Below are 25,346 nucleotides of genomic sequence, written 5' to 3' on the forward strand. Positions count from 1 at the left end.
TTAATCAATCAAAAATAAAATCTTGCCACATCAAGTTAAAGTAACACTTTAACTTATCAGTTTAAGTCGCCATGGAATGTGCGCTAACTTACTGAAAGAAAAAGGTTTTCCTGATCATTTATCCCTTGACAGTCATGTCTGCGTCGTAGATAGTGGCGAAATGTGGGTAATTGTGGGGTTTTGTGGATGAAATTGCCCAAATCCTGACCCAAAATTAGAAAAACGAAACAGAGAACCAATCAACAGGCGAGAACTATTTAGTCGTGGCCAGAGGCAGTAACCATCTGAGTTTGGATGCCAAGGGGCGGATGTCTATTCCGACCCGGCATCGTGACGCCCTACGTGGGGAGTCCGAGGGTGCGCTCGTGGTAACGATTAGTCCGAGTGATCGTTGTTTGTTGTTGTATCGATTGGAAGACTGGGAGCAGGTGGAGCGAAAGCTGACGGCGTTGCCGACCTTGAATGCCCAGACGCGCCAATTGAAACGCATGTTGATTGGGCATGCTGACGACTGTGTGATGGATTCGAGTGGACGCATTCTGCTGCCACCGCAGTTGCGAGAATTTGCAGGTATTGATCGAAAAGCGGTCTTGGTTGGGCAAGGCGACAAGTATGAGATTTGGGATGAGGCGCACTGGGTAGCGCAACGAGATTCCATGTTGTCAGTAGAGCTCGACGAATCGGCATTGCCGGCCGAGCTTGAATCACTCTCTTTTTAGAGCGCGCCATGACTCCGGTTGAAGAACATATCCCTGTCCTGAAGCGAGAGGCTCTCTCCGCGTTGAACGTGCGCCCGTCTGGCGTCTACATCGATGCCACGCTCGGTCGTGGCGGGCATGCGCGTGCCATTCTAGAACAATTAGGTCCCGAAGGTCGTTTGATTGGGTTTGATCGCGATTTACGTGCGGTTGAGCTGGGGCGTGCCACGTTCGCGGACGATAAGCGTGTCAGCATCGTGCACTGTGAGTTTGCGCGTATGCAGCATAAAATTAAGCAGTTTTCGGATATTAGTGGTATCGACGGTGTCTTGATGGATCTGGGTGTTTCATCGCCACAACTCGATCAGGCCGAGCGCGGCTTCAGCTTTCTGCGCGATGGCGCGCTGGATATGCGTATGGACACCACGCAGGGTGAGTCGGCCGCAGACTGGTTGGCACGGGTTGATGAGCGTGATTTGATGATGGTGCTGTTTGATCTGGGGGAAGAACGGTTTGCGCGTCGTATTGCGCACGCGATCGTGGAGCAGCGCGCAGAAACTCCGATTACGACCACACATCAATTGGCGGATATTGTTGCTCAAGCAATCCCGAAAAAGGACAAGCATAAACATCCAGCAACACGAAGCTTTCAGGCCATACGCCTGCATGTGAATCAGGAATTAGCACAGGTCAGTGATGTTTTGCCGCAGACGGTTGAACTGCTCAATGAGGGCGGTCGCTTGGCGGTGATCAGCTTTCACTCGTTGGAAGACAGGATCGTGAAGCGCTTTATTCGAGATTTATCGACGCCAAACTTACCGCCAAAGAATATTCCAGTGAGCGCGGACATGTATCGTACGCCCCTAAAGCAGATTGGCAAGCCTATCAAGCCAAGTGCGGAAGAGGTTGCGCGCAATGTGCGTGCTCGAAGTGCCGTGTTGCGTGTTGCGGAACGTACGGATGTGCCCTACGCAGGAGGTGCGCATGCGTGACAGTGTGATGTGGTTTTTGATTACCAGTGTGGTGGTAAGTGCTTTATTTGTCGTCAATGTGCGCCATGAGCATCGCATTGCGTATGTGGCATTTCAAACCGAACAGGCGCGCCGTGATGCGCTGGATGACGAGTGGGGTCAGTTGTTGGTCGAAGAAAGCCTGTGGGCATTTCCGCATCGGATCGAGCGTGATGCGAGCAGGTCACTATCGATGCGCGCTCCCAATAAAGACGAGATAAAATTTGTTGGCATAAACGCCCGTGCTAGCGAGGTGCAAGATGGCACGCGGTAAAGCAAATCAAACCACTGATCGTCGCAGCCAAAAAGAAGTTGTGGTCCCGGTGTCGACCTGGCGCTATCGGGTGGTCGGGCTCGTGTTTGGGACAATCTTTGTCACCTTTGCTGTGCGCGCTGTCCACTTACAGGTCATCGATAATGATTACCTTCAGTCGGAGGGCGATGCGCGATATCTGCGCGTACAAAAAGAAGAGCCGACACGCGGCATGATACTGGATCGTAATAATCAGCCGTTAGCGATCAGTACGCCGGTCGATTCAATCTGGATGCATCCGACAACAATTTTGCGCCAGCAAAACGAGTACTCGTACGAAAAGCTAACGAGCTTATTAGGCATCTCTCGTAATGAGTTGCTGGCGCGTGCTGAAAAAGCCAAAGCCAAAGAGTTTAGTTATCTCAAGCGGCAAATCTCGCCGCAGCTAGCCAACCAGATATTGGCGCTCGACGTGCCCGGGATAAATTCGGTGCGTGAATACAAGCGCTACTATCCGGCGGGGCCCGTATTGGGTCACGTGCTTGGATTTACCAATATCGACAATGAAGGTCAAGAGGGACTGGAACTCTCATTTAATGAGTCACTTAAGGGGCAGCCCGGACGCACGCATGTGTTACATGATCGAGTAGGACATGTTGTTGAATATGTTGAACAGTTGAGTCAGGTGCAGCACGGTGAAGATATCAAACTGAGTATCGATGCGCGTATCCAGTACTTGGCTTATCGTCATCTGCAAGCAGCGGTCAAAAAACACAACGCCGCATCAGCTTCGTTAGTGGCGTTGGACGCAAAAACCGGTGAGATTCTGGCCATGGTAAGCATGCCGGACTTTAACCCCAATGATCGCGCGGAACTTAAAAGTACGCGATTCAGGAATCGCTCGATTACTGACTCTTTCGAGCCGGGGTCTACAGTCAAACCGTTCACGGTGGCGATGGCACTGGAGGAGGGCGTGATCGAGCCGCAGTCAATCATTGATGCGGAGCAGGGTTTCTTTTATATCGGCCGCAGCCGGATTAACGACACAAAAGCGCTGGGTGAGATTACGGTGAGTGATGTGATCAAACGAAGCAGTAATATTGGTGCGGCCAAAATCGCAATGAAGTTACCTGCGCGTGATCTATACGACACCTACCGTGCACTGGGGTTTGGGCAAACGAATCAATTGAAGTTGCCCGGTGAGCAGCGCGGTATCCTCGCGAAGCGTAAAAAGTGGCGACCGATAGAGCACGCGACCATGTCTTATGGATATGGTCTGTCGGTGAACACCTTGCAATTAGCGCGCAGCTATATCGCGTTAGCAAACGATGGCGTGATTTTGCCCGTTACCTTGAGTCCACTTGAAGAGCCACCCGAGGGCGAGCGTGTGTTCAGTAAAGGTGTTGTGGATCAAGTGGCGCTGATGTTGGAAGCTGCAGTGAGTGACAGTGGTACGGCACCGCAGGCGCGTGTCGATCAGTACCGCGTAGGCGGTAAAACCGGAACTGCACACAAGGTATTGAACGGTCGATACCAAGATGACGCCTACATGTCTCTGTTCGCTGGGTTTGCGCCCATCAGCGACCCTGAGGTGGTGTTGGTGGTAGCGATTGATGATCCGCGAGGCGTAGACTACTACGGGGGCTTGGTCGCCGCGCCAGTGTTTTCGGCGGTCATGGCCGGCGCGCTGCGGTTCCGCGATGTGCCGCCCGATGCGCTTGAGTCAGAGCAGAAAGAGCCTGCAAAGCTAATGATTGCAAGACCAACCGCGTCCATGAGTCGTGCCTCGCAATTGCAAAGCGGAGGGGCAGGATGAATCAATATCAAGCGCAACTTTCTGATTTGATGGCGCTGCTGAATTTGCCGTGTGTGGACGATGTTACCGTGAGTTCGCTGAGTATTGATTCGCGACTCGTGGAGTCGGGCGGCTTGTTTTTCGCCTATCCTGGTCATAGCTCGGATGGTCGACAGTATCTATTGCAAGCACAGCAAGCGGGTGCTGCAGCGATTATTTACGAGGCAGATGGCTTCGCGTTGCCGCCGGAGATCGTTGTGCCGGCCATTGGTGTACATGACCTTCAGGGCAAGGTCGGGTTGTTGGCCAGCGCGTTCTACGGTCAGCCCAGTGCGGATATTCAAGTATTCGGTGTCACGGGCACCAACGGCAAAACGACGTGTTGCTATCTATTAACACAGGCGTTCAGCGCACTTGGATTGCAAGCTGCCATGATTGGGACAATTGGTGTTGGGCAATTGTCTGGCTTGAGCAGTGCCAGTCATACGACGCCTGACCCTGTGTCACTGCATCGTTTATTGGCTGAATTTCGAGATGCCGGAATCACCCAGGTTTGCATGGAAGTGTCGTCTCATGCGTTAGATCAGGGGCGCGTGGCAGGGACCCAGTTTTACTGTGTGTTGTTCAGTAATCTCTCGCATGATCATCTGGATTATCATGGCAATATGGTTGCCTACGGTGATGCCAAACGTCGTTTGTTTACCGAATTTACCAGTGAGTTAGCCGTGATTAATGTTGCGGATGAGTTTGGTCGGCGTTTATGCGACGAAGCCAGCGCTGAATTTGTAGTGGGTTTCGGTCAGGGTGGTGATGTGTATGCGGATGACGTTGCGCTCAGCGCTGAAGGCCTGCAATTTGTGATTGAAGGCAATGGCGTGGATTTTGAGGTGGTCACGCCGCTGATTGGATCAATCAACGTCCCGAACCTAGAGATGTTGGTGGCTTGCTTGTTGAGCTTGAGCACGCCCCTAGATGGTATTCAACGCATTCTGGCTGAGTTGAAGCCAGCGCCCGGGCGCATGGAGTTGTTCAGCGCCAATGGGAAACCGCGCGTGGTGGTGGACTATGCACACACACCAGATGCATTGGATAAGGCCCTGCGTTCTATTACGCCGCATTGCGAAGGCGCGCTGTGGTGTGTGTTCGGCTGCGGCGGTGATCGCGATCGCGCCAAGCGGCCGGTTATGGGCAAGGCGGCCGAAGCGTATGCAAGTCACGTGGTGATTACCAACGATAATCCTCGATCAGAAGACCCGCAGCGAATAGCAAATGAAATTGCATTGGGTGTCGAGGGAGCGCATACGGTTATTTTGGATCGTGCCGACGCTATTGAATACGCCGTTACACATGCGGACGAGTCAGATTGGGTGTTGGTAGCCGGTAAAGGGCATGAGTCGACACAAACAATCGGACAACACGTACTGGGCTTTTCCGATCGTGAGTTTGTCGCAACATTGATGGGGGTGGCGCAATGATGCAGCTTTCTCAAGTGTGTGATGCCGTGGGCGGCGTTATGTTTGGTGACGACTGTTTATTTCACAATGTGTCGATCAATACTCGTGATGATTGCGCAGGCCGTTTGTTTGTGGCCCTAAAAGGTGACAATTTCGATGCGCATGACTATGTGACACAGGCAGCGGCGGCTGGCGCTGCTGCCTTGATGGTTGAGCGTGCTGTGGACTCTGATTTGCCGACAATACAGGTGGCCAGCACGCATCGTAGTCTGCTGGATTTGGCTGCTTGGTGGCGAGCCCAGTTTTCTATCCCTGTGGTGTCGATTACAGGTAGCGCGGGGAAGACCACAGTGAAAGAAATGACTGCGTCGATCTTCTCCGCGTTTGGCGAAGGGGTTGCCACGATTGGTAATTTGAATAATCAGATTGGCGTACCGCTGACACTGATGCGACTAAAGGCTGATGATCGTTATGCGATTGTTGAAATGGGTATGAACCACCCTGGAGAAATCGCTGTGTTGAGTTGCGTAGCCAGACCAACTGTGGCGCTGATTACCAACGCCGGTGCAGCCCACCTTGAAGGACTCGGGACGGTCGCCGCCGTCGCCACTGCCAAAGGCGAAATATTCGAAGGGTTAGCGGACGATGGTGTTGCGGTAATTAATGCCGATGATGCGTACGCAGAGCAGTGGCGTGTTACCGCACAAGGTCGACATGTGGTGACGTTTGGGTTGACGAATTCGGCAGATATCAGTGCCACCTACACAGTCGCAGAGGGCGGCTTAGTCTTAGACGTGACGACGCCAAATGAAGCGTTTTCGGTGCGACTGGAGACAGTTGGCGAGCATAATGTCCGCAATGCTTTGGCGGCGATTAGCTTGGCGTGGGTGTCCAATATTCCGATTGACCTGATTCAACGTGGACTGGCCGCCTACCGAGCCCCAAATGGACGACTTGCGATTCGTCGTTTTGGGGGGCGTACTGTAATTGACGACACTTATAACGCTAATCCTGTTTCGATGGCTGCAGCGATCAAGGTTTTGCGCGATTTTAAGCAGACCACACTGATCGTGGGTGATATGGCGGAGCTGGGAGCAACGGCGGTTCAGGCGCATCATGATTTGGGTGCATTGGCCGCCGAGGCGCAGATCGATTGTTTGTTAGCTTGTGGTGAATTTGCGCCACACATTGTCGAAGGCTTTGGCTCGGCGGGTCTGGCTTTTGATTCGCAATCAGCGCTGTTGACACATTTGCAAACCACGCTACCCGTTGGCGCCGTGTTGGTTAAAGGCTCACGCTCTGCGCGTATGGAGCGTGTTGTCAGTGAGCTAGAAATGTTATTTAAAAATAATTCAATGCCTCTTGCAGGCAAAGCCCCGGGGAATAACGCATGTTAGTCGCATTGTTTGAAATGCTTGCCGAACAGTACAGTTTTTTCAATGTGTTTCAGTATCTAACACTGCGCGCAATTTGTGCGGTTCTGACGGCCTTGGTTGTGTCGTTGCTGGTGGGGCCGATCATGATCCGAAAATTGAGCATTCACCAGATCGGGCAGACCGTGCGGCAGGACGGGCCGCCAACCCATTTCGACAAAGTGGGTACGCCAACCATGGGCGGGCTTTTAATCCTTGCTTCCGTGTTGCTGGCTACCGTGTTGTGGGCTGATTTGAGTAATCGATTTGTACAGATTACCGTGTTCGTATGTTCCTTGTTTGGTGTGATTGGTTGGTACGACGACTATCAGAAACTCATTAATAAAGATCCGCGTGGTATGGGTTCACGTAACAAATTTCTTAGCCAGAGTGTGGTCGCAACAATTGCAGCTATATTCCTGTACCAAACGGCACAGGCTCCGATTGAGACGGCGTTGATCATTCCATTCTTCAAAGACGTCGTATGGCAGCTCGGTATTTTGTTTATTCCGCTGACGTATTTTGTGATTGTGGGAACTAGCAATGCGGTCAACCTGACCGATGGATTAGATGGATTGGCCATCGTGCCGACTGCCATGGTGGCGGGCGCATTGGCGGTATTTTGTTATCTCTCTGGCAATGTGATTTTTTCGGACTATCTGCAAATCCCTTTAGTTGTCGGAGCCGGTGAAGTCGCTATTTTTTGTGCGGCATTAGTGGGGGCTGGACTCGGGTTTCTATGGTTTAACACGTATCCCGCACAGGTGTTTATGGGGGATATCGGTTCACTATCCTTGGGTGCGTCGTTAGGTGTCGTGGCCGTGATCGTGCGTCAGGAGCTGGTGCTGTTCATTATGGGCGGCATTTTCGTGTTGGAGACGGTGTCGGTCATTCTGCAGGTATTTAGTTATAAGTTTTTTGGTAAGCGAATTTTTCGGATGGCGCCGATCCATCACCATTTTGAATTGAAGGGGTGGCCGGAGCCACGTGTGATTGTACGATTCTGGATCATCAGCCTAGTGTTGGTGTTGATTGGTTTGGCGACCTTGAAGGTGCGTTAATTTAAATGGTTGATCAACGACACAATATTAGCCCAGACCTGTTAGCTCGTTATCAGCGTGCTACGGTAATTGGATTGGGAATTAGCGGCTTTAGCGCGGTACGTTATTTGCGTTCGTGCGGGCTTGCTGTGTCTGTGCTTGACTCACGCGACAACCCGCCATTAGCCGCGCAGTTAGCCGAGTCTTTTCCTGACGTCGATGTGCGTTGCGGCGCGTTTGTGGATGGCTGCCTTGATGCGAATAGTTTAATTGTTGCCAGTCCGGGCGTGTCGTTACAGGAACCCATGTTGCAATCGGTGCGGCGACAAGGCGCCCAAATTGTCGGTGATGTGGCGTTGTTTTTGGCAGCAAATACCAAACCGGTAATCGCTATTACGGGTTCGAATGGTAAAAGTACCGTGACCACATTGGTCGGTGACATGGTCGCTGCGGGCGGTTTGCGGCCACTGGTTGCCGGTAATATTGGTGTGCCTGTACTTGATGCGATAACAAATGCACTGGATTACGATGTTGCGATTCTGGAGCTGTCCAGTTTCCAACTGGAAACAACCTCTCACGTCGGTGCGGCGTCGGCCGCAATTCTAAATATCAGTGAGGACCACATGGATCGTTACCGTTCCATGGGTGATTACGTATTGGCGAAAAGCCGTATTTTAAAAGGCGCGCAACGCGCCATACTCCCTAGGCATGACGAGCAGTTGTCGCAAATAACCCAAGTTGCCAGGCTATTGAGCTTTGAGTTGGATGAACCGGCCAATGAAGATGAATTCGGTGTCAAGCGGCAACACGATGGGCGCTGGTTAATGCAGGGCAAGAAACGCTTAATGAAGCTCAGCGACATTGCGCTGACTGGGCTGCACAACGTGAAAAACGTATTGAGTGCGTTCGCACTGACTGATTTCTTGGCGTTGTCATTGGACGCGCGAGTGCGTGCGGTAAAAGAGTTTGTCGGTCTGCCGCACAGAATGCAAACGGTTGCAATGCACGGCGGTGTACGTTGGGTTAATGACTCGAAGGCGACTAATGTGGGTGCCACAAGTACCGCGCTTCTGAGCCTGGAGCAGCCGGTTATCTGGATCGCTGGTGGTCAGGGCAAGGGGGCAGACTTCACCGCATTGGCTGATGCGGTCACGGACAACGTTCAGTTGCTCATACTCTTTGGAATTGACGCGCCAAAACTTGAGGCCGCGCTCAATGGGCGTACGCGTATCGTATCGGCGTCGGATATGGCGGAGGCAGTGGCACTTGCTGCGCAAGCTGCAAAGCCTGGGCAAGTCGTACTGTTATCACCAGCCTGTGCCAGTTTCGACATGTATCGTGGCTTTGAACATCGTGGCGATACCTTTGCTGCGTGTGTGCGAAACCACATAGAGCGAGGTGCCGCATGAGTGGTAGTGCTCTACAAGCGACACGTTTCACGCCGCAAGACAACTCCGTCGGCGTTGATTCGGTGTTGCTTGGCGTATTCATTTCGTTGCTAATGTTGGGGTTAATCATGGTGTTTTCTTCAACCATTGCGATGGGTGATCAAAACTTAAACACCAATACCGCGCATTTTTGGCGCCAGTTGATACATGTGATCGTGGGTGTTGGGTTGACCGTGCTGGTGGCCTCTATCCCTGTTTGGGTCTGGGACAAGTTAAGCTGGACATTGTTAGGCTTGTCATTCCTGCTGTTGTTGGTCTTGTTGTTTATCGGTATTGAAGTCAATGGCTCACGCCGTTGGTTTTCATTGGCTGGATTCCGTTTTCAGCCAGCGGAATTTGCCAAGGTTGCCATCGTACTCTACACCGCCAGTTACTTGACACGCCGACAAGCGGAAATCAAAAAGTTCTCTAAGGGTATTGTCAATATAGCCGTCGTTATCGCGTTGATGGGGGGCTTACTCTTGATGCAGCCGGACTTCGGTAGTTTTGTGGTCATGACCGCGACCGTGGGTCTGATGATGTTTCTGGGTGGAATTCGCGTAAGTCATACCTTGTTGTGCCTGACTGTGGTTGCGATTGCCATGTATTTTATGGTGAGTATGTCGCCGTATCGTATGGATCGTTTGATGAGTTATCTCGATCCTTGGGCGGATCCTTACGGTGCCGGGTTCCAGTTAACGCAAGCATTAATTGCCGTTGGGCGCGGTGAAATCTTTGGGGTCGGGCTCGGTGCCAGTATTCAAAAATTGTATTACCTGCCGCACGCGAACAACGATTTTATTCTGGCCGTGATAGGAGAAGAATTGGGACTGGTCGGTATCCTTCTCGTCATCGGCTTATACGGGACGTTGTTGCAACGGTCGCTATTGATTTCGCGTCAGGCGGAGCTGGTCGGTCGCGTCTATGCAGCGCGATTGGCGCAAGGTATTGGGATTTTGCTGGTCTTTCAAGCGGTGATAAATATTGGCGTTAATTTAGGCGTGCTGCCGACTAAAGGTTTGACACTGCCGTTTATTAGCTATGGTGGTAGCAGTATGTTGGTGTGCTGTATTGCCATCGGGCTGCTGTTTGGTGTGGACCGCCAAAATCGTTCCGGCGAGCTGAAAAAGGGGGGGGCGCGATGAGTCGTGTTCCACACTTGCTGGTAGTTGCCGGCGGCACTGGTGGGCATGTCTATCCTGCGCTGGCGGTGGCCAACCAGCTGCGTAAGCAGGGCGTCGCGGTGTCCTGGCTTGGTACGCATCGTGGTTTGGAATCACGGGTTGTGCCTGCGCACAACATACCGATGCACTGGGTATCGGTGGAGGGCTTACGAGGTAAAGGCGCGCTCACGTTGCTGCTCGCACCATTCAAGTTGGCGCGCGCAATGTGGCAGAGCATGCGCGTAATCCGTCGTGTCAAGCCGGATTGTGTGCTTGGCATGGGTGGCTTCGTTGCTGGCCCGGGTGGCCTAATGGCGCGCTTGATGGGGCGACCATTGATCGTGCATGAGCAGAACGCAGTTGCGGGCTTGACCAATAAATACCTAGCAAAAATAGCCAGTCGTGTACTCACCGGCTTTCCACAGGTGCAGGGCTTGCCAGGTACCGCAGACTGGGTGGGGAACCCGGTGCGAGAGACGATCAAACCAAGCATTGATGGGCAGACTGAATCGCGTACCAAGCTGAGGGTGCTGGTCGTAGGCGGTAGCCAGGGAGCTTACTCGTTTAACACCAAGCTACCAGCGGTAGTGTCCGCGTTGTCGGAGATGAATATTGATATCTGGCACCAGTCCGGTCGCGGGAATAGTGCCGAGGTGACCGCAAATTATGCGGCGCAGGGTGTGCCCGCCAGAGTTACCGAGTTTATTGATGATATGGCAGAAGCGTATCGCTGGGCAGATATGTTGATTTGTCGAGCCGGTGCAATGACAGTGGCCGAATGTTGCGCTGCGGGCAAGCCTGCGTTGCTGATCCCGTATCCTTTTTCGGCTGGTGATCACCAAGTTAAAAACGCCGAGGCGATGGTCGCTACGGGAGGTGCACGGATGTTGTTGAACCAGCAAATCGAGCAACCTGAAATGATTGCTACGTTGCAGGACATGTTATCGAGCCGCGACAGTTTGCGTGCGATGGGCTTGCAAGCACAGTCATTACATAAGCCAGATGCTTTGAGGGATGTGGTTGCAGTGTGCCAGGAGTACTTAGATGCGTAACCGAGTAAACAATATACATTTCGTCGGTGTTGGTGGTAGTGGTATGTCTGGTATCGCCGAGGTGCTGGTTAATTCCAACTACCAAGTGAGCGGGTCGGACATTGTTGATGGGCCGGTTACTCAGCGCCTTCGCAATGCAGGTATCCGCGTGGTGATTGGTCATCATGTAGACAATATCAAAGGCAGTGACGTGGTCGTTGTCTCGTCAGCCATAGATAAAACCAACCCTGAAGTGCACGGGGCTATAGAAGCCGGCATTCCGGTGATTCCGCGTGCTGAGATGTTGGGTGAGTTGATGCGTTTTCAACATGGGATTGCGGTCGCAGGTACGCATGGCAAGACGACGACAACCAGTCTGGTGTCGGCTATCTTGATTGCAGGCGGGTTGGATCCTACGTTTGTGGTCGGCGGTTTGATCAATAGCGCGGGTGTCAACGCGAAGCTTGGTCAGGGCGACTATTTGGTGGCGGAGGCAGACGAAAGTGATGCGTCGTTCCTCAATTTGAAACCGCAGATGGCCATCGTTACGAATATTGATGAAGATCACATGGTGACTTATCAAGGCAATCTCGATACCTTGAAGAAGACATTCGTGACCTTTTTACAGAACTTGCCGTTTTACGGGCTCGCGGTCTTGTGTGAAGACGATGAAAACGTGCGCGCTATTCGGTCTGATGTGCATAAGCCAGTAGTTAGCTACGGCTTGAGTGAGTCGAGTGATTATCAGGCTTATGACCTTTCACAGGACGCAACGCGGATGCGCTTTAAAGTGCGTCGTCCAAATCGCACACCGGAACTGGATGTTGAGTTGTCGATCCCCGGCACACACAACGTCCTGAATGCCACTGCAGCGATCGCGATTGCTAGCCATTTAGGCGTCGACGACACCGCGATTCAATCCGGATTGCGTGAGTTTCAAGGGGTTGGGCGTCGTTTTCAAATATTTGGCGATGTGGATGTCAATGGAGCCAACATCACGGTGGTGGATGACTACGCGCATCACCCGGTTGAACTGGACGCAACGCTGAACGCGGCACGTGGCTGTTGGCCCGATCGGCGCATTGTCGCCGTGTTTCAGCCACACCGTTACTCGCGTACGTTTGATTTATTCGATGATTTTGTCAGTGTGCTCGCAAGTCAGACTGATTTGTTGATTTGTGAAGTGTACCCCGCTGGGGAAACGCCGATAAGTGGTGCAACCGGACAAGCCCTGTGTCAAGCAATCCGGGTGCGGGGTACCAGTCATCCAATTTTCGTTGCTGAGCTCGATCAATTGCGCTCGGTATTAGAACCCATTGTGCAAGATGGCGATGTCGTACTCACCATGGGCGCCGGTACCATCGGAAAAGCGTCGCGACAGTTATTCGATGCATTGCAATCTGGGGGTGACCTATGACGTTTGATGTCACTCGTTTTGGCAAAGTTGCGGTGCTGATGGGCGGCATTTCTGCGGAGCGTGAGGTGTCCCTTAAAAGCGGTGGGGCAATCTTGGCCGCTTTGCAGCAGGCCGGCGTGGACGCGCATGGCATAGATGCTGGCCCACATAATATCGCTGTTTTAAAGTCCGATGACTTTGATCGTGTGTTTATCGCGCTGCACGGTCGTTGGGGCGAGGACGGTGTTGTGCAAGGTGCGTTGCAAGCGATTGGTTTGCCCTATACGGGTAGTCAGGTTCTGGGCAGTGCGCTGGCCATGGATAAGGTGCGGAGTAAGCAAATTTGGCAATCGCTTGGGTTGCCAACGGCCGCGTTTCGAGTGCTCACGTCCGAAGCCGATCTGGATGGATTGGTTGAGTCACTCGGCCTGCCCCTGTTTTTAAAACCTGCGCGTGAGGGTTCCAGCGTCGGCATTGGCAAGGTGGAAACCCAACACGGTTTGCTCGCTGCCTACCAAGCAGCAGCAGAATGTGGTGATGACGTGATTGCGGAGACATTCATTCCCGGTGCGGAATTAACAGTGTCGATCCTGCATGACGAAGCGCTACCAATCATTCAGATGCGTACCGCTAACCAATTTTATGACTACGAGGCCAAGTACCTGTCAGATGACACAATCTATGAATGCCCTGCAGCGTTAAGTTCCACCTTGAGCAAGACTGTTCAAGACTTGGCTGTGTCCGCATTTAAGGCGCTGGCTTGTCATGGCTGGGGCCGAGTAGATGTCATGTTGGATGCCCAGCAGCAGCCGTTACTGCTTGAGGCGAATACCGTGCCGGGTATGACTGATCACAGCTTGGTGCCGTTGGCAGCGGCGGCGGCAGGTATCGATTTCACACAATTGGTGCTTGAGATTCTGGCACAGACGCTTGAGTCGGAGGGCAGCAATGGCTAAAGAGCGCGCTTTTGCCAACCAGAAACGTGAAATGCAACTACAGCGGTTGCAGAAACTAGCGCGTGGGCTGTTGTTGGCGATGGCAACCGCATTGACTTTTGCCACGGTCGGATTATTGGCGGCTGATCAGCTGTATCGTCCTGATACCTTCATGATAAGTCAGCTTAAAATTCGTGGCGCGTTTAACCACGTGACCACTGAGCAGGTGCGTGAAGCACTGGCAGATGAAGACCTAGGTAACTTTTTCTCAGTTGATTTGCTGGCAATTAAGTCCGTGGTTGAAGCCTTGCCTTGGGTTTACCGTGCGAATGTGCGCAGAGAATGGCCAAATACGCTTGAACTTTATGTGGAGGAGCACAAGCCTGTAATGCGCTGGGGTAAGGATAAATGGGTGAGCTCGGTTGGTCAGGTGATTGCCCCGGAAGATGCCATCGAGCTCAGTAATGCGATTGTTTTGCACGGCCGCGAGGCGGATGCCAGCCGTATGTTGCAGGCAGCGTTCAACTGGAAGCAGCAATTGGCTACACGGCACCTTAAGCTGAAGTCTGTCAGCCTAAGTAGTAGCCAGGCGTGGACGCTGGGTGTGGTTTATGTGCCACAGAAAGCGCAATTTGAAATTCAATTGGGACGCAATGATGTTGCAAATCGTTTGGCGCGCTTTGAATTTCTGTTTGATCAAAAATTTCGGGATGGTACGCGACGGTTGACACACGTGGATGCCCGCTACCCAGACGGTTTAGCCGTGAAGTTTGAACCAATAGAACCTGACCTTGCCATGGGCCCTGATGCTCTGGCTGCCAATCACTGAATGCCCAAGGTAGAACAGTAATGAGCAAAAAGAACGAAAGTAAATTAATTGTCGGTTTGGATATTGGAACCTCCAAGGTGCTTGCCATTGTGGGGGAAGTTAATGCAGATGGAGACGTCGAGATTATCGGTTACGGTCATCACCCAGCAACCGGCATGCGCAAGGGTGTTGTGGCCAATATTGAGGAAACCGTGACCGCAATCCAGCGCGCCGTAGAGGAAGCCGAGTTAATGGCGGGCTGCCAGATTTACTCAGTGTATGCCGGGATTGCTGGCGCGCATATTAACAGTTTCAATTCGCACGGCGTGGTCGCGGTGCGGGACAGCGAGGTTGACGGGAACGATGTCGATCGTGTAATCGAATCGGCGAAAGCCGTTGCCATTCCGAATGATCAGTCCATTCTCCATGTGTTGCCGCAGGAATTCATTATCGATGGCCAAGAAGGTATCCGTCATCCAATAGGCATGAACGGGATCCGCCTCGAAGCAAACCTGCACATGGTGACATCGTCAGTGAGCTCCGAAAAGAATATTGAAAAATGTATTCGCCGCTGTGGACTAGAGGTGGACGATATTATTCTTGAGCAATTGGCATCGTGCGAGTCGGTGTTGACCAATGATGAAAAAGAGCTAGGCGTGTGCCTGGTGGATATCGGTGGCGGTACAACGGATATTGCGGTTTATGCCGAGGGCGCGGTGCGTCATACGGCGGTGATTCCAGTTGCCGGTGACCAGATTACCAACGATATAGCCATCGCATTGCGGACACCTACCGCGTCAGCAGAAGACCTCAAAAAGCGATATGCCTGCGCGCTGCGTCAACTCGCACCTGCGGACGAGAGCATTGAGGTGCAGACAGTTGGGGACCGACCGCCACGTAAGTTGTCAAAGCAAACGCTGGCCGAAGTGGTTGAGCCGCGAGTTGAGGAATTGTTTGAGCTGATTAAAACCGATCTTCGACGTAATGGGTTCGAGCACCTGATACGGTCCGGTGTGGTACTCACTGGTGGCAGTTCGAAAATGGAAGGCATGATCGAACTGGCCGAAGAGATATTCCACTTGCCAGTTCGCCTTGGGATGCCGAAGTATCTGGGCGGACTGAGCGAAGTAGTAAAGAATCCAATTTATTCGACTGGCGTCGGTCTGGTGTTATTCGGCCACCGAAATCAGTCAGAGCCTCGAGAAAAGGCTCAATCAGAATCTCGATTCCGGGTTTTATTCGAAAGAATAAAGCACTGGTTTCAAGGTAATTTTTAACCTAGCCATGCGAAGTGTGCGTACCAGGCGCAACAACCAATTTACGTGATGGTACTGCACTTTATTTTTTTAAAAACGGGAGAACGAAATGTTTGAATTATTAGATACCGTAGACCAACAGGCGATCATTAAAGTCGTCGGTGTTGGTGGAGGTGGCGGTAACGCCGTCAATTATATGCAAAAGTCCAACATCGAAGGGGTTGAGTTTATCAACGCCAACACCGATGTACAGGCGCTGCAAAGCTCGCCATGTGGCACGATCTTACAGCTTGGTGCGAACCTCACCAAAGGGTTGGGCGCAGGCGCCGATCCGGACATCGGTCGTCAGGCAGCGATCGAAGATCGTGAGCGAATAGCGGAGGCGTTGGCCGGCGCTGATATGGTATTTATTACCGCTGGCATGGGCGGCGGAACGGGGACAGGTGCGGCGCCGGTGATTGCTGAAATTGCGCGCGATATCGGCGCCTTAACGGTGGCGGTAGTCACGCGACCATTCGGTTTTGAAGGCCAGCGTCGTTCTAAATTAGCAGATCAGGGCTTGAAATTATTAAAAGATTCTGTTGATTCGCTGATCACGATTCCGAATGAAAAGCTATTGGAAGTCATGGGTAAAGAAGCGTCCCTACAGGATGCGTTTGCGATGGCGAATGATGTATTAAGAAACGCAGTTCAAGGGATCTCGGAGTTAATTACCAGCCCTGGGTTAATCAACGTGGATTTTGCGGACGTGAAAACTGTGATGTCAGAAATGGGCCAAGCAATGATGGGAGCCGCTTCAGCGACCGGTGCAAATCGAGCTGCCGAAGCCGCGCGCAATGCGTTGTCCAGTCCGTTGCTAGAGGACACCAATATCCGAGGTGCGAAAGGTATTTTGGTCAACGTGACCGCGGGCCCGAACCTATCAATTGGCGAGTTTGGTGAAGTCGGTGGGATGATTCGTGACATGGCATCCGATGATGCAACGGTTGTGATCGGTACTTCGATTGACCCTGAAATGAAAGATGAGCTGCGCGTTACCATGGTGGCGACGGGGATTATGGACGGGTCGGTTCAGGCCGCGCCACGCAAGATGGAAGTCGTTGAGCCGATTGCGAAAGCCGTTGGTAGCTCATATGAGTCCATGCTGGATAATGACGGCCCGGCCGAGCCACAATTGATGACGCGTCGACGCGGGTTAGGTTCAAGTGAACTGCCGTTGTTTGATTCCGAAGGTGAATCGGGTTTGGATGTGCCGACATTTTTGCGGCGTCAGGCTGACTAAATGTGAGTCTCGTTATGAGTCGTTAAGCGCTTGTTCTTTCTCTCAGGTGTTTAAAGTAGTCGTGTTGAGTGAGGTCGTCGGTGTCTGGAGGCGTTATGCACTGCATTATTAATGTTATGCTGCGAAGCTACACAATTTCTCCCGTTTCGTGTAGGATTTGCGGCTTGGCTATATATTTGCTGGGTGCTGGATGTCTCCATGCATTAAGAGGTACCTGAATATGCAAATTATGTGCTTGAAAAGACTCGATTTTTTGCACTGTGCTTTTGGAAGAACGACGCTTCCATCGATCTCATCTTTTTTGGGTTAAAGGTGTTTGAATGCACATGCGCAGTTGGCAAATACAAAAAAAACGGCATAAGGCATGATTAATCAGCGTACGCTTAAAAACGTGATTCGCGCCACCGGTGTGGGGTTGCATACCGGAGAAAAAGTTTATCTGACACTCAGACCCGCCGCGGTTGATACCGGTGTGGTGTTCCGTCGAGTCGATTTGGATCCTGTGGTTGAGCTCTCAGCTCGACCCTTTGGCGTCGGCGACACACGCCTCTCTACGGCATTGCAAGAGGGTGATGTGACGGTTTCCACAGTTGAACATTTAATGTCCGCTTTGGCTGGGTTGGGCATTGATAATGTGTACGTGGAACTGTCTTCCCCAGAAGTGCCAATCATGGATGGCAGCGCAGCACCGTTCGTCTTCCTAGTTCAGTCTGCGGGTGTTGTCGAGCAGGATGCGCCAAAGAAATTCATTCGTGTGAAACAACCTATCATCGTCGAAGACGGTGATAAATGGGCTAAGTTCGAACCTTTTGATGGCTTCAAGGTCTCTTTCGCCATCGATTTTGATCATCCTATTTTCGCAAAGTCTCCCCAGAAAGCCACGGTTGATTTTTCAACCACCTCTTTCGTAAAAGAAGTCAGTCGCGCTCGCACATTCGGCTTTATGCATGAAGTCGAAGCCCTGCGCGAAGCAGGCTTGGCGCTGGGTGGCTCGCATGACAACGCGATTGTGATGGATTCTTACACGATTTTGAACGATGATGGTCTTCGTTACGAAGATGAATTCGTGAAACACAAAATTCTCGATGCTATTGGTGACCTGTATTTGCTAGGGCACCAGTTGATCGGCGAATTCAGCGCGTTTAAGTCAGGTCACGCGTTGAACAATAAATTAATCCGCGCACTCATGGCTCAGCCAGAAGCGTGGGAATTGGTCACGTATGATGACCCGGCGGATGCGCCCATTGCATTTATGCATTTGGCCAATGCTTGATAAATAAAAACAAATAACAAAAAGAAGAGATTTAACCGTTTTACCTCGTGTTTTGGTCGGATTGCTCCGACCGGCATGATCAGTAATGGTGGAGACAGCGGAGTCTCAGTAGCTAGTCCATTTTTTTGGTGTGGGGTTGTCGTCGCTAATGATGGTGTCGACTTTGCCCACGTGGACGATGCTGCTAGGCCGCAGCGTTACAAAGCGTCGACCTATTGGCTTTTAAGGGTCTGTGCTAAACGCTCTAGTGCTTTCGCCAATGGCTCATGTTTGACGCGATGTTGAACTGCTTCGACAGATTGTATCGAAGCAACAGGCGGTTTTTTGCGGTTGACGAACTCCTTTAGAGGGAGTCGAGTCATTGCTTCGCTCGAATGTTGAGCACCGGTATGTGTTTGCAGTGCCATGCGAATTTTGATCTGCTGGATTTGTTGGAATCCGGCATGGTGAATCGCGGTAAGCAGACTGACCTTGAGGTGGTTAAGCATCGTGGCTGAGTGTTGATTGCGACAACTGATAGTGAGGCGTTCTTGCTCGATGTGTGACAACTGCGCATCGTTCGTCGCTGAAAACTGTTGTTTTCCTCGTTGCTTTCGTTGTTGTTCACACCAGTCGTGCCAGACCGGTGTGAGCTTCAACAACAGAGACTGTGAAGCACTAAGCTGTTGATGAAAAGGCAGCCTATGGACGATATTCGCGAGATTTTGCGCGTAATGGCGTTTGCGACGAACTGGCGGTAAGTTGGGTTCTGACGACGTTGTTTTGCTGGCCATAGCGGTTTCTGGGCTGGTCGCTTGTGAATTGTCGGTTGATTTTAACTTGGCCATAAGTGTAGTTTAGCTGATTTGACGGAATATGCTGTGTAAAGTGTATTGTGTTTAGAGCAGCGCCGGTTGCAAGTAGTCTTTGCAGCTGATGTTGCTGGATTCGGTGTGACTCATTGGTGTTCAATAAAAGTTGTTGGGTTTATTTTGAAAGTAATTTTAATAAAAGATGATGCATGTCGAAATGGCGCAGTTTGCTGGTCAGGTCGCAAATTAATCGCGTTAGGCGCTGTTTGCTTCATCGCCTTACCCCTAGCTCTAGGTCTGAGCAGCTATTGGGTTGTGTCGCAAATCGACCGTGCCTTGAACCCTTTTGTAGACCCAGAGTACCGCATAGCTGTGGAGACACGCGTCAACGAGCAGCAGGAAGAAATGCTCAAAACACGAGAATATGTACGCCAACATATGGACGTTCTTGGGCGACGAATTGGCAGCTTGCAAGCACAGGTCTCTCGTATTAAAGCGGTCGAGATGCGTATTGCCGAGACCTCTGGCGTTAACTTGAGCGACTTCGAATTTGAACAAGATCCGCCTATTGGTGGTGCCAGTTCGTCTGAATCGGATTCAGAGGAAGTCGATATCGAAAATGCGATTCGTGAGATTGAGAAAGAATTGTCGATCCGTGAATCTGAAATTGCTGCGGTTGATTTTTTGTTGTCGCGCAATAATCTTGAATCTCAGCAAACTCCCGCCGGCTGGCCTGTTAAAGGCGGTTGGGTATCCTCAAGCTTTGGATCTCGTATGCATCCGATGACCGGGAAAAAGCAATTCCACCGCGGCGTAGATATACCCGGTAAGCCGGGTGCGCTGGTGCTTGCGGTAGCGGATGGCGTTGTGGTGCGATCAGAGAAAAATGGTAATTATGGCTGGATGGTTGAAATTGATCATGGTGACAGTTATACCACCTTGTATGGGCATAACCGTAAGAACCTAGTAAAGGTTGGTGAGACAGTAGTCAAAGGTCAGGGCATTGCTGAAATTGGCTCCACAGGCCGTTCGACTGGGCCGCATGTGCATTTTGAGGTCGCCAAGGATAATAGAAACATCAATCCGGTGAAGTATCTTTACAAAAAGTCCTAAGGCGATTATCTAGTTGGTCGATCAGTCTGGGTCGCGGAATCCGAAAAGGGCGCATTGCGCCCTTTTTTGCTTTTTACCCGTCTTGAATTAGGTTCCTGAATTTGTTACCAGTCACTGGGTTGGAATTTGGAATCAAAGCCTTATACTTGGTGTATTATTTGGCCACATTTGCCTATTACTAACATCTATCCATGCCGGCCCAGATGACCGGAGTCATAACAACGTCCTGCAATAACAATAATTAGGTTCCCCAGTGTTTAAAAAAATCTTCGGCAGTCGCAATGATCGACTGGTTCGACAAATGTCGAAACGTGTTAAAAAAATTAATGATCTTGAGCCGGAATTCCAGGCATTAAGCGACGAAGACCTAAAATCGAAGACCACTGAGTTCCGTCAGCGGCTCGATGCGGGCGAAACCTTGGATGCCATCTTAAATGAAGCGTTTGCGACTGTGCGAGAAGCCTCGGTTCGGGCGCTGGGTATGCGCCACTATGATGTGCAGATGATCGGCGGGATGGTCTTGCACGATGGTCGGATTTCAGAAATGCGCACTGGTGAAGGTAAGACGTTAATGGCAACGTTGGCTGCCTATTTGAATGCGCTGGCAGGTACCGTTCATGTGGTGACCGTGAATGATTATCTTGCCGCACGTGATGCTGAGTGGATGGCCAAGGTTTACAATTTCATGGGGCTGACGGTAGGCACTATTCGCTCTGGGCAAAGCCCTGAAGATAAGCAAGCTGCCTACGCCTGTGACATTGTTTACGGGACTAACAACGAGTTCGGTTTCGATTACTTACGCGACAATATGGCGTTTTCGCCGGACCAGAAAGTCCAGAGAGAGCTTACTTTTGCCATTGTGGATGAGGTCGACTCAATCCTGATTGATGAGGCTCGAACACCGCTTATAATTTCCGGTCCTGCAGATACGGCAGCTGACGTTTACAGTAAGATTGATGTGATCGTGCCGCAGTTGACGCGTCAAGAAGATGAAGATGGTGACGGTGATTACACAGTGGATGAAAAGTCCAAGCAGGCGTACTTGACCGAGGCCGGTCATGAAAAGGCTGAACAACTGATGGTTAACATCGGTTTATTGCCCGCCGATGCAAGTTTGTATGACATTGGCAGCATCACCTTACTGCACCATCTGTACGCGGCGATCCGCGCGCATACCTTGTTCCATCGAGATGTCGACTATGTGATCGAAGACAATCAGATTGTGATTGTTGATGAGTTTACCGGGCGTAAAATGCCGGGTCGGCGATGGTCAGATGGCCTCCATCAGGCAATTGAGGCCAAAGAAAAAGTAGCGATTCAACGTGAGAATCAGACGTTAGCATCGATCACCTTCCAAAATTATTTCCGTTTGTATGACAAGCTGTCTGGCATGACCGGGACGGCAGACACGGAAGCGGTCGAGTTCATGGAAATCTATGGGCTAGAAGTAGTGGTTATCCCGACGCATAAGACCATGGTTCGAATGGACCAGCCCGACGTTATTTTCCGGACTATGCCGGAAAAATTTGCCGCTATCGTGGAAGATGTTCGTGAGCGTAATGAGGCACAGCAACCGGTATTGCTCGGTACGGCTTCGATCGAAGTTTCCGAGCTGCTGTCACGCGAATTTAAGAAGCATAAAATCAAGCACGAAGTCCTCAACGCGAAGCAGCATGAACGCGAAGCCGTGATTATTGCTACTGCGGGTCGACCCGGTGCGGTAACGATTGCAACCAATATGGCTGGTCGTGGCACCGATATCGTCTTAGGCGGTAATCTGGATATGCGACTTGAAGGCGTGGAAGACGAAGCCAAGCGCGCTGAGATCAAGCGTGAATGGGAGCAGGACCATCAGCAAGTGTTGGACAATGGCGGCTTATACGTGATCGGTACCGAACGTCACGAATCGCGGCGTATTGATAACCAATTGCGTGGACGTTCAGGCCGCCAAGGTGATCCCGGTGAGACGCGTTTTTATCTGTCCATGGATGATACCTTGATGCGCATTTTTGGTTCGGAACGCATCTCAAACATGATGCAACGGGTCGGCATGGAAGAGGGCGAAGCCATCGAGAGCCGTTTAGTGTCTCGCGTGATTGAAAATGCCCAACGTAAAGTCGAGGGTCACAATTTCGATATCCGCAAGCAGCTGCTTGAATACGACGATGTGGCTAATGAACAGCGCAAGCTCGTGTACACCGAGCGTAATGAGCTTATGTCTACCGATGATGTGTCGGAGAACGTCGAGTCTATGCGTGAAGAGGTGGTTGATTTAGTAATTGATCGCAGTATTCCGGCGCAAAGTATGCCGGAGCAATGGGACATCGAACAATTGGAAGATGACCTCAAGCTTGAGTTTGGTGTTGAGCTACCGGTGTCTCAATGGTTGGCGGATGATAAAAAACTCTATGAAGAAACGCTTAGAGATCGAATTCTGGATGAAGTTGAAGATGCTTACAAAGCCAAAGAAGCTAAATATGGTAGCGAGATCATTCGACATCTTGAAAAAGTAATTATGTTGCAGACGCTAGACACGCAATGGAAAGAACACTTGGCTGAAATGGACTATTTACGTCAGGGGATCGGCTTGCGTGGTTATGCGCAAAAGAACCCAAAGCAAGAATATAAACGCGAAGCTTTCGAGATGTTTACGGCCATGTTGGAGCGGGTTAAAACTGAAGTCGTGACGATCCTGGCGAAGGTGCAATTGCGTGAAGAATCGGAAGTCGGTGAGCTGGAACGGCGCCAACAAGAGGCCGCACAGCGTGATCTTGAAATGCAACATGCTGACGCCGGTGCGCAAGCTCAGTCTGATCCAAATGGCGGTGGTGAGGCAGCACCATTTGTGCGTGAGCATCCCAAGGTGGGCCGAAATGAGCCCTGCCCATGTGGTTCTGGCAAGAAATACAAGCAATGCCATGGAAAGTTAACCTAGGATGAACGGCTAGCAGAGGGTTTTGAAATGGCTGTAGGTTTAAATCCGCCCGCAAAATTAGCGCCAGTACAGGGCATTGAATTGGGGATCGCTGAAGCGGGTATCCGTTATTCGAATCGCGCTGATCTAGTGGTGTTGAGCTTGTGTGAAGGGTCGACGTGTGCGGCGGTATTCACTAAGAATAAATGCTGTGCTGCACCGGTGACGCTGGCGCGAGACCATCTTGCTGCGGCGTCAGTACGTGCACTGGTAATTAATTCTGGCAATGCAAATGCGGTCACCGGCGAGACGGGCATGCGTAATGCTGAGCAAAGTTGTGCCATGGTCGCTCAAGCGATGGGCGTCGATGCCAGCCAGGTCTTACCGTTCTCCACCGGTGTGATTGGTGAGCAGCTCAATATGTCGGCTATGACTTCGGGCATACCGCAGGCGGTAGCAAATCTGGATGTTGATAACTGGCTTTCGGCCGCCGAAGCCTTAATGACCACAGACACTATCGCTAAAGCAGTCTCTACCACGGTAACGTTGGCGGGTAAACCGGTGACCATCACCGGTATGGCAAAAGGTTCCGGCATGATTTGTCCAAATATGGCAACCATGCTGGCTTATGTAGCTACCGACGCGGCTTTGCCTCAAGCGCTATTACAGGAATGCTTGCATCGTGGTGTTGATGATAGTTTTAATCGAATTACCGTGGATGGCGATACCTCGACAAATGACGCCTTAGTGCTGATGGCTACCGGTAAGTCAGGATTTGAACTTAAGGACCTCGAGTCTGAGGTTGGCCAACAGTTTTATAATGCCCTTGAGCGAGTGCTGGTGGAATTAGCGACCGCGATTGTTCGTGATGCTGAGGGTGCGACCAAGTTTGTGCGTATTGACGTGCGTCATGCTGAGCGGGTAGACGATGCAAAAGCGATCGCATTTTCAATCGCCCATTCGCCACTTGTTAAAACTGCGCTGTTTGCCAGTGACCCGAATTGGGGACGAATACTTATGGCTCTGGGTAAGGCTGATGTGAGTGCGCTTGAGATGAGCCGGGTTAACATCCAGATTGGAGATGTTGCGCTGATTGTGAAAGGAGAGCCGGCTACCACTTACCATGAAGCTCTGGGTAAACAGGTGTTTTCGCAGGCCGAGATTGGTATCACCATTGATCTGGGGCTTGGCGCAGCAAGTTTTCATGTTTGGACCAGTGATTTATCGCATGACTATGTGTCGATCAATGCGGACTATCGCAGTTAATAGCAAAAATGCAAAGGATTGAAGTTGCCGTGGGCGTCATTATGGATGACACCGGTCGATTGCTAGTGGGACAGCGCGTAGTGGAGGATCACTATTTTAACAAATGGGAATTTCCCGGTGGGAAGATAGAAGCCGGCGAATCGGTTTCATCTGCCTTAGATCGTGAGTTTCGCGAAGAGGTTGGCATCTCAGTGACGGTATCCAAGCCATTAATCGAGCTGGAGCACGACTACCCTGATCGACATGTTCGCTTACACGTGCACTTAATTTCGCAGTTCAGTGGTGAAGTTACTCCCCTCGAAGGTCAAGCACTGGCTTGGGTGAACTTTGACGAATTAGAGAAACTGGACTTTCTCGCTGGTAATCAGCCGATAATTGAGGCACTTAAAGCCCGCTACGGTACCTGAGTCGCTAAGGCAGCTATTGACCTTGGGCTAGATTTAGATAGGTTTCGTGCAGTCGTTGTGCGGCACGTTGCGCTTCCTGAATGGTACCGTTGTTGGCGATCACGTCATCGGCAAACTCCAAGCGTTGTTCGTCGCTAATTTGCGTGGCCATGATGGCTTCTACCTGTTCACGCGTCAGGCTGCTACGGGTTTGCACACGCTGGATGCGTAATTTTCGTTCGGCGGTCACCACCAATACCCGTTGCATGAGTTTTAAGAAAGGTGAACTTGCAGTGAGCAGGGGCACAACAACCAATCCATAAGCGCTATCGATCTGCTTGATCTGTTGCTCACACTCGCGACGAATTGCTGGGTGTGTGATGCCATCTAATTTTTGTTTATTGCGTTGCGATGAAAAAGCGATACCCCGCAGTTTGTCGCGATTCAATTCGCCATTGTGCAGTAGTATTTGCGCACCGAACTCTTTCACCAGTTCCTCGAGCGCAGGTTGTCCGGGGCGAACAACTTCACGTGCGATGACGTCGGTGTCGATGACTGGCACGCCAAGGCCGCCAAGATAGTCCGAGATGACTGTTTTTCCGCAGCCGATACCGCCAGTTAGCCCTACTATAAAACTCATCGC

22 protein-coding genes are annotated in these 25,346 nt (G+C 51.3%); 20 read left to right on the forward strand and 2 right to left on the reverse strand.

The features are described 5' to 3' along the window. The first annotated feature begins 263 nt into the window (after positions 1-263). From mraZ to lpxC, 16 genes are all read left to right on the forward strand, one after another. Positions 264-719 (forward strand): division/cell wall cluster transcriptional repressor MraZ, encoded by a 456-nt coding sequence (gene mraZ, locus IE055_RS07265; protein WP_189399347.1) that lies wholly within the window; start codon positions 264-266, stop codon positions 717-719. Positions 720-727: 8 nt separating this feature from the next. Beyond that, entirely contained in the window at positions 728-1,690 is a 963-nt protein-coding gene (rsmH, locus tag IE055_RS07270; protein WP_189399349.1) for a 16S rRNA (cytosine(1402)-N(4))-methyltransferase RsmH, read from the forward strand. After that, positions 1,683-1,982 (forward strand): cell division protein FtsL, encoded by a 300-nt coding sequence (gene ftsL, locus IE055_RS07275; RefSeq protein ID WP_229794186.1) that lies wholly within the window; start codon positions 1,683-1,685, stop codon positions 1,980-1,982. The genes rsmH and ftsL overlap by 8 nt, the downstream gene beginning before the upstream one ends. Beyond that, positions 1,969-3,777, forward strand: coding sequence for a peptidoglycan D,D-transpeptidase FtsI family protein (locus tag IE055_RS07280; protein WP_189399351.1), 1,809 nt, complete (start codon positions 1,969-1,971; stop codon positions 3,775-3,777). Before ftsL ends, IE055_RS07280 begins: the two co-directional genes overlap by 14 nt. Further along, complete coding sequence (locus IE055_RS07285) at positions 3,774-5,231, forward strand: UDP-N-acetylmuramoyl-L-alanyl-D-glutamate--2,6-diaminopimelate ligase (RefSeq protein ID WP_189399352.1); 1,458 nt, start codon at positions 3,774-3,776, stop codon at positions 5,229-5,231. Before IE055_RS07280 ends, IE055_RS07285 begins: the two co-directional genes overlap by 4 nt. Then, positions 5,228-6,607, forward strand: coding sequence for a UDP-N-acetylmuramoyl-tripeptide--D-alanyl-D-alanine ligase (locus IE055_RS07290; RefSeq protein ID WP_229794187.1), 1,380 nt, complete (start codon positions 5,228-5,230; stop codon positions 6,605-6,607). Before IE055_RS07285 ends, IE055_RS07290 begins: the two co-directional genes overlap by 4 nt. Then, complete coding sequence (mraY, locus tag IE055_RS07295) at positions 6,601-7,683, forward strand: phospho-N-acetylmuramoyl-pentapeptide-transferase (protein WP_189399356.1); 1,083 nt, start codon at positions 6,601-6,603, stop codon at positions 7,681-7,683. Before IE055_RS07290 ends, mraY begins: the two co-directional genes overlap by 7 nt. Before the next feature lie 5 nt (positions 7,684-7,688). Then, the gene (murD, locus tag IE055_RS07300) at positions 7,689-9,071 is read left to right on the forward strand and encodes a UDP-N-acetylmuramoyl-L-alanine--D-glutamate ligase (RefSeq protein ID WP_189399358.1); all 1,383 of its coding nucleotides are present in this window, start codon (positions 7,689-7,691) and stop codon (positions 9,069-9,071) included. Continuing rightward, positions 9,068-10,234 carry a putative lipid II flippase FtsW gene (gene ftsW, locus IE055_RS07305; RefSeq protein ID WP_189399361.1) on the forward strand — a complete coding sequence of 389 codons (1,167 nt, stop codon included), beginning with the start codon at positions 9,068-9,070 and terminating at the stop codon, positions 10,232-10,234. The genes murD and ftsW overlap by 4 nt, the downstream gene beginning before the upstream one ends. Continuing rightward, on the forward strand, positions 10,231-11,304 hold the full coding sequence (gene murG, locus IE055_RS07310) for an undecaprenyldiphospho-muramoylpentapeptide beta-N-acetylglucosaminyltransferase (protein ID WP_189399363.1): 1,074 nt from the start codon (positions 10,231-10,233) through the stop codon (positions 11,302-11,304). Before ftsW ends, murG begins: the two co-directional genes overlap by 4 nt. Continuing rightward, positions 11,297-12,700, forward strand: a complete 1,404-nt coding sequence (murC, locus tag IE055_RS07315) for a UDP-N-acetylmuramate--L-alanine ligase (RefSeq protein ID WP_189399365.1) — start codon at positions 11,297-11,299, stop codon at positions 12,698-12,700. The genes murG and murC overlap by 8 nt, the downstream gene beginning before the upstream one ends. Next, positions 12,697-13,635, forward strand: a complete 939-nt coding sequence (locus tag IE055_RS07320; protein ID WP_189399367.1) for a D-alanine--D-alanine ligase — start codon at positions 12,697-12,699, stop codon at positions 13,633-13,635. The genes murC and IE055_RS07320 overlap by 4 nt, the downstream gene beginning before the upstream one ends. Then, positions 13,628-14,443, forward strand: coding sequence for a cell division protein FtsQ/DivIB (locus IE055_RS07325; protein WP_189399369.1), 816 nt, complete (start codon positions 13,628-13,630; stop codon positions 14,441-14,443). Before IE055_RS07320 ends, IE055_RS07325 begins: the two co-directional genes overlap by 8 nt. A 20-nt stretch (positions 14,444-14,463) precedes the next feature. Then, the gene (gene ftsA, locus IE055_RS07330; RefSeq protein WP_189399371.1) at positions 14,464-15,699 is read left to right on the forward strand and encodes a cell division protein FtsA; all 1,236 of its coding nucleotides are present in this window, start codon (positions 14,464-14,466) and stop codon (positions 15,697-15,699) included. Positions 15,700-15,787: 88 nt separating this feature from the next. Next, the gene (gene ftsZ / locus IE055_RS07335) at positions 15,788-16,960 is read left to right on the forward strand and encodes a cell division protein FtsZ (RefSeq protein WP_189399373.1); all 1,173 of its coding nucleotides are present in this window, start codon (positions 15,788-15,790) and stop codon (positions 16,958-16,960) included. A gap of 364 nt (positions 16,961-17,324) precedes the next feature. Then, a complete protein-coding gene (lpxC, locus tag IE055_RS07340) occupies positions 17,325-18,233 on the forward strand; it encodes a UDP-3-O-acyl-N-acetylglucosamine deacetylase (RefSeq protein WP_189399375.1) in 909 nt (302 codons plus the stop codon). Positions 18,234-18,445: 212 nt separating this feature from the next. Here lpxC and IE055_RS07345 read toward each other — a convergent pair whose 3' ends face one another. Further along, a complete protein-coding gene (locus IE055_RS07345; protein ID WP_189399377.1) occupies positions 18,446-19,060 on the reverse strand; it encodes a hypothetical protein in 615 nt (204 codons plus the stop codon). Between the two features lie 144 nt (positions 19,061-19,204). Between IE055_RS07345 and IE055_RS07350 the strand changes: the two genes are divergently transcribed. The 4 genes from IE055_RS07350 (at position 19,205) to mutT (ending at position 24,724) form a co-directional block, all read left to right on the forward strand. After that, positions 19,205-20,137 (forward strand): M23 family metallopeptidase, encoded by a 933-nt coding sequence (locus tag IE055_RS07350; protein WP_189399378.1) that lies wholly within the window; start codon positions 19,205-19,207, stop codon positions 20,135-20,137. Positions 20,138-20,390: 253 nt separating this feature from the next. Next, a complete protein-coding gene (secA, locus tag IE055_RS07355; RefSeq protein WP_268244529.1) occupies positions 20,391-23,072 on the forward strand; it encodes a preprotein translocase subunit SecA in 2,682 nt (893 codons plus the stop codon). Positions 23,073-23,099: 27 nt separating this feature from the next. Next, positions 23,100-24,317, forward strand: coding sequence for a bifunctional glutamate N-acetyltransferase/amino-acid acetyltransferase ArgJ (gene argJ, locus IE055_RS07360; RefSeq protein WP_189399380.1), 1,218 nt, complete (start codon positions 23,100-23,102; stop codon positions 24,315-24,317). An 8-nt stretch (positions 24,318-24,325) separates the two neighbouring features. Then, entirely contained in the window at positions 24,326-24,724 is a 399-nt protein-coding gene (mutT, locus tag IE055_RS07365; protein ID WP_189399382.1) for an 8-oxo-dGTP diphosphatase MutT, read from the forward strand. A gap of 13 nt (positions 24,725-24,737) precedes the next feature. On the opposite strand, the gene coaE is transcribed toward mutT, so the two are convergent. Continuing rightward, positions 24,738-25,343, reverse strand: a complete 606-nt coding sequence (gene coaE / locus IE055_RS07370; RefSeq protein WP_189399384.1) for a dephospho-CoA kinase — start codon at positions 25,341-25,343, stop codon at positions 24,738-24,740. Positions 25,344-25,346 lie beyond the last annotated feature (3 nt).

Origin of the sequence: Arenicella chitinivorans, assembly GCF_014651515.1 — a bacterium.
In the GTDB taxonomy this organism is placed as follows: domain Bacteria; phylum Pseudomonadota; class Gammaproteobacteria; order Arenicellales; family Arenicellaceae; genus Arenicella; species Arenicella chitinivorans.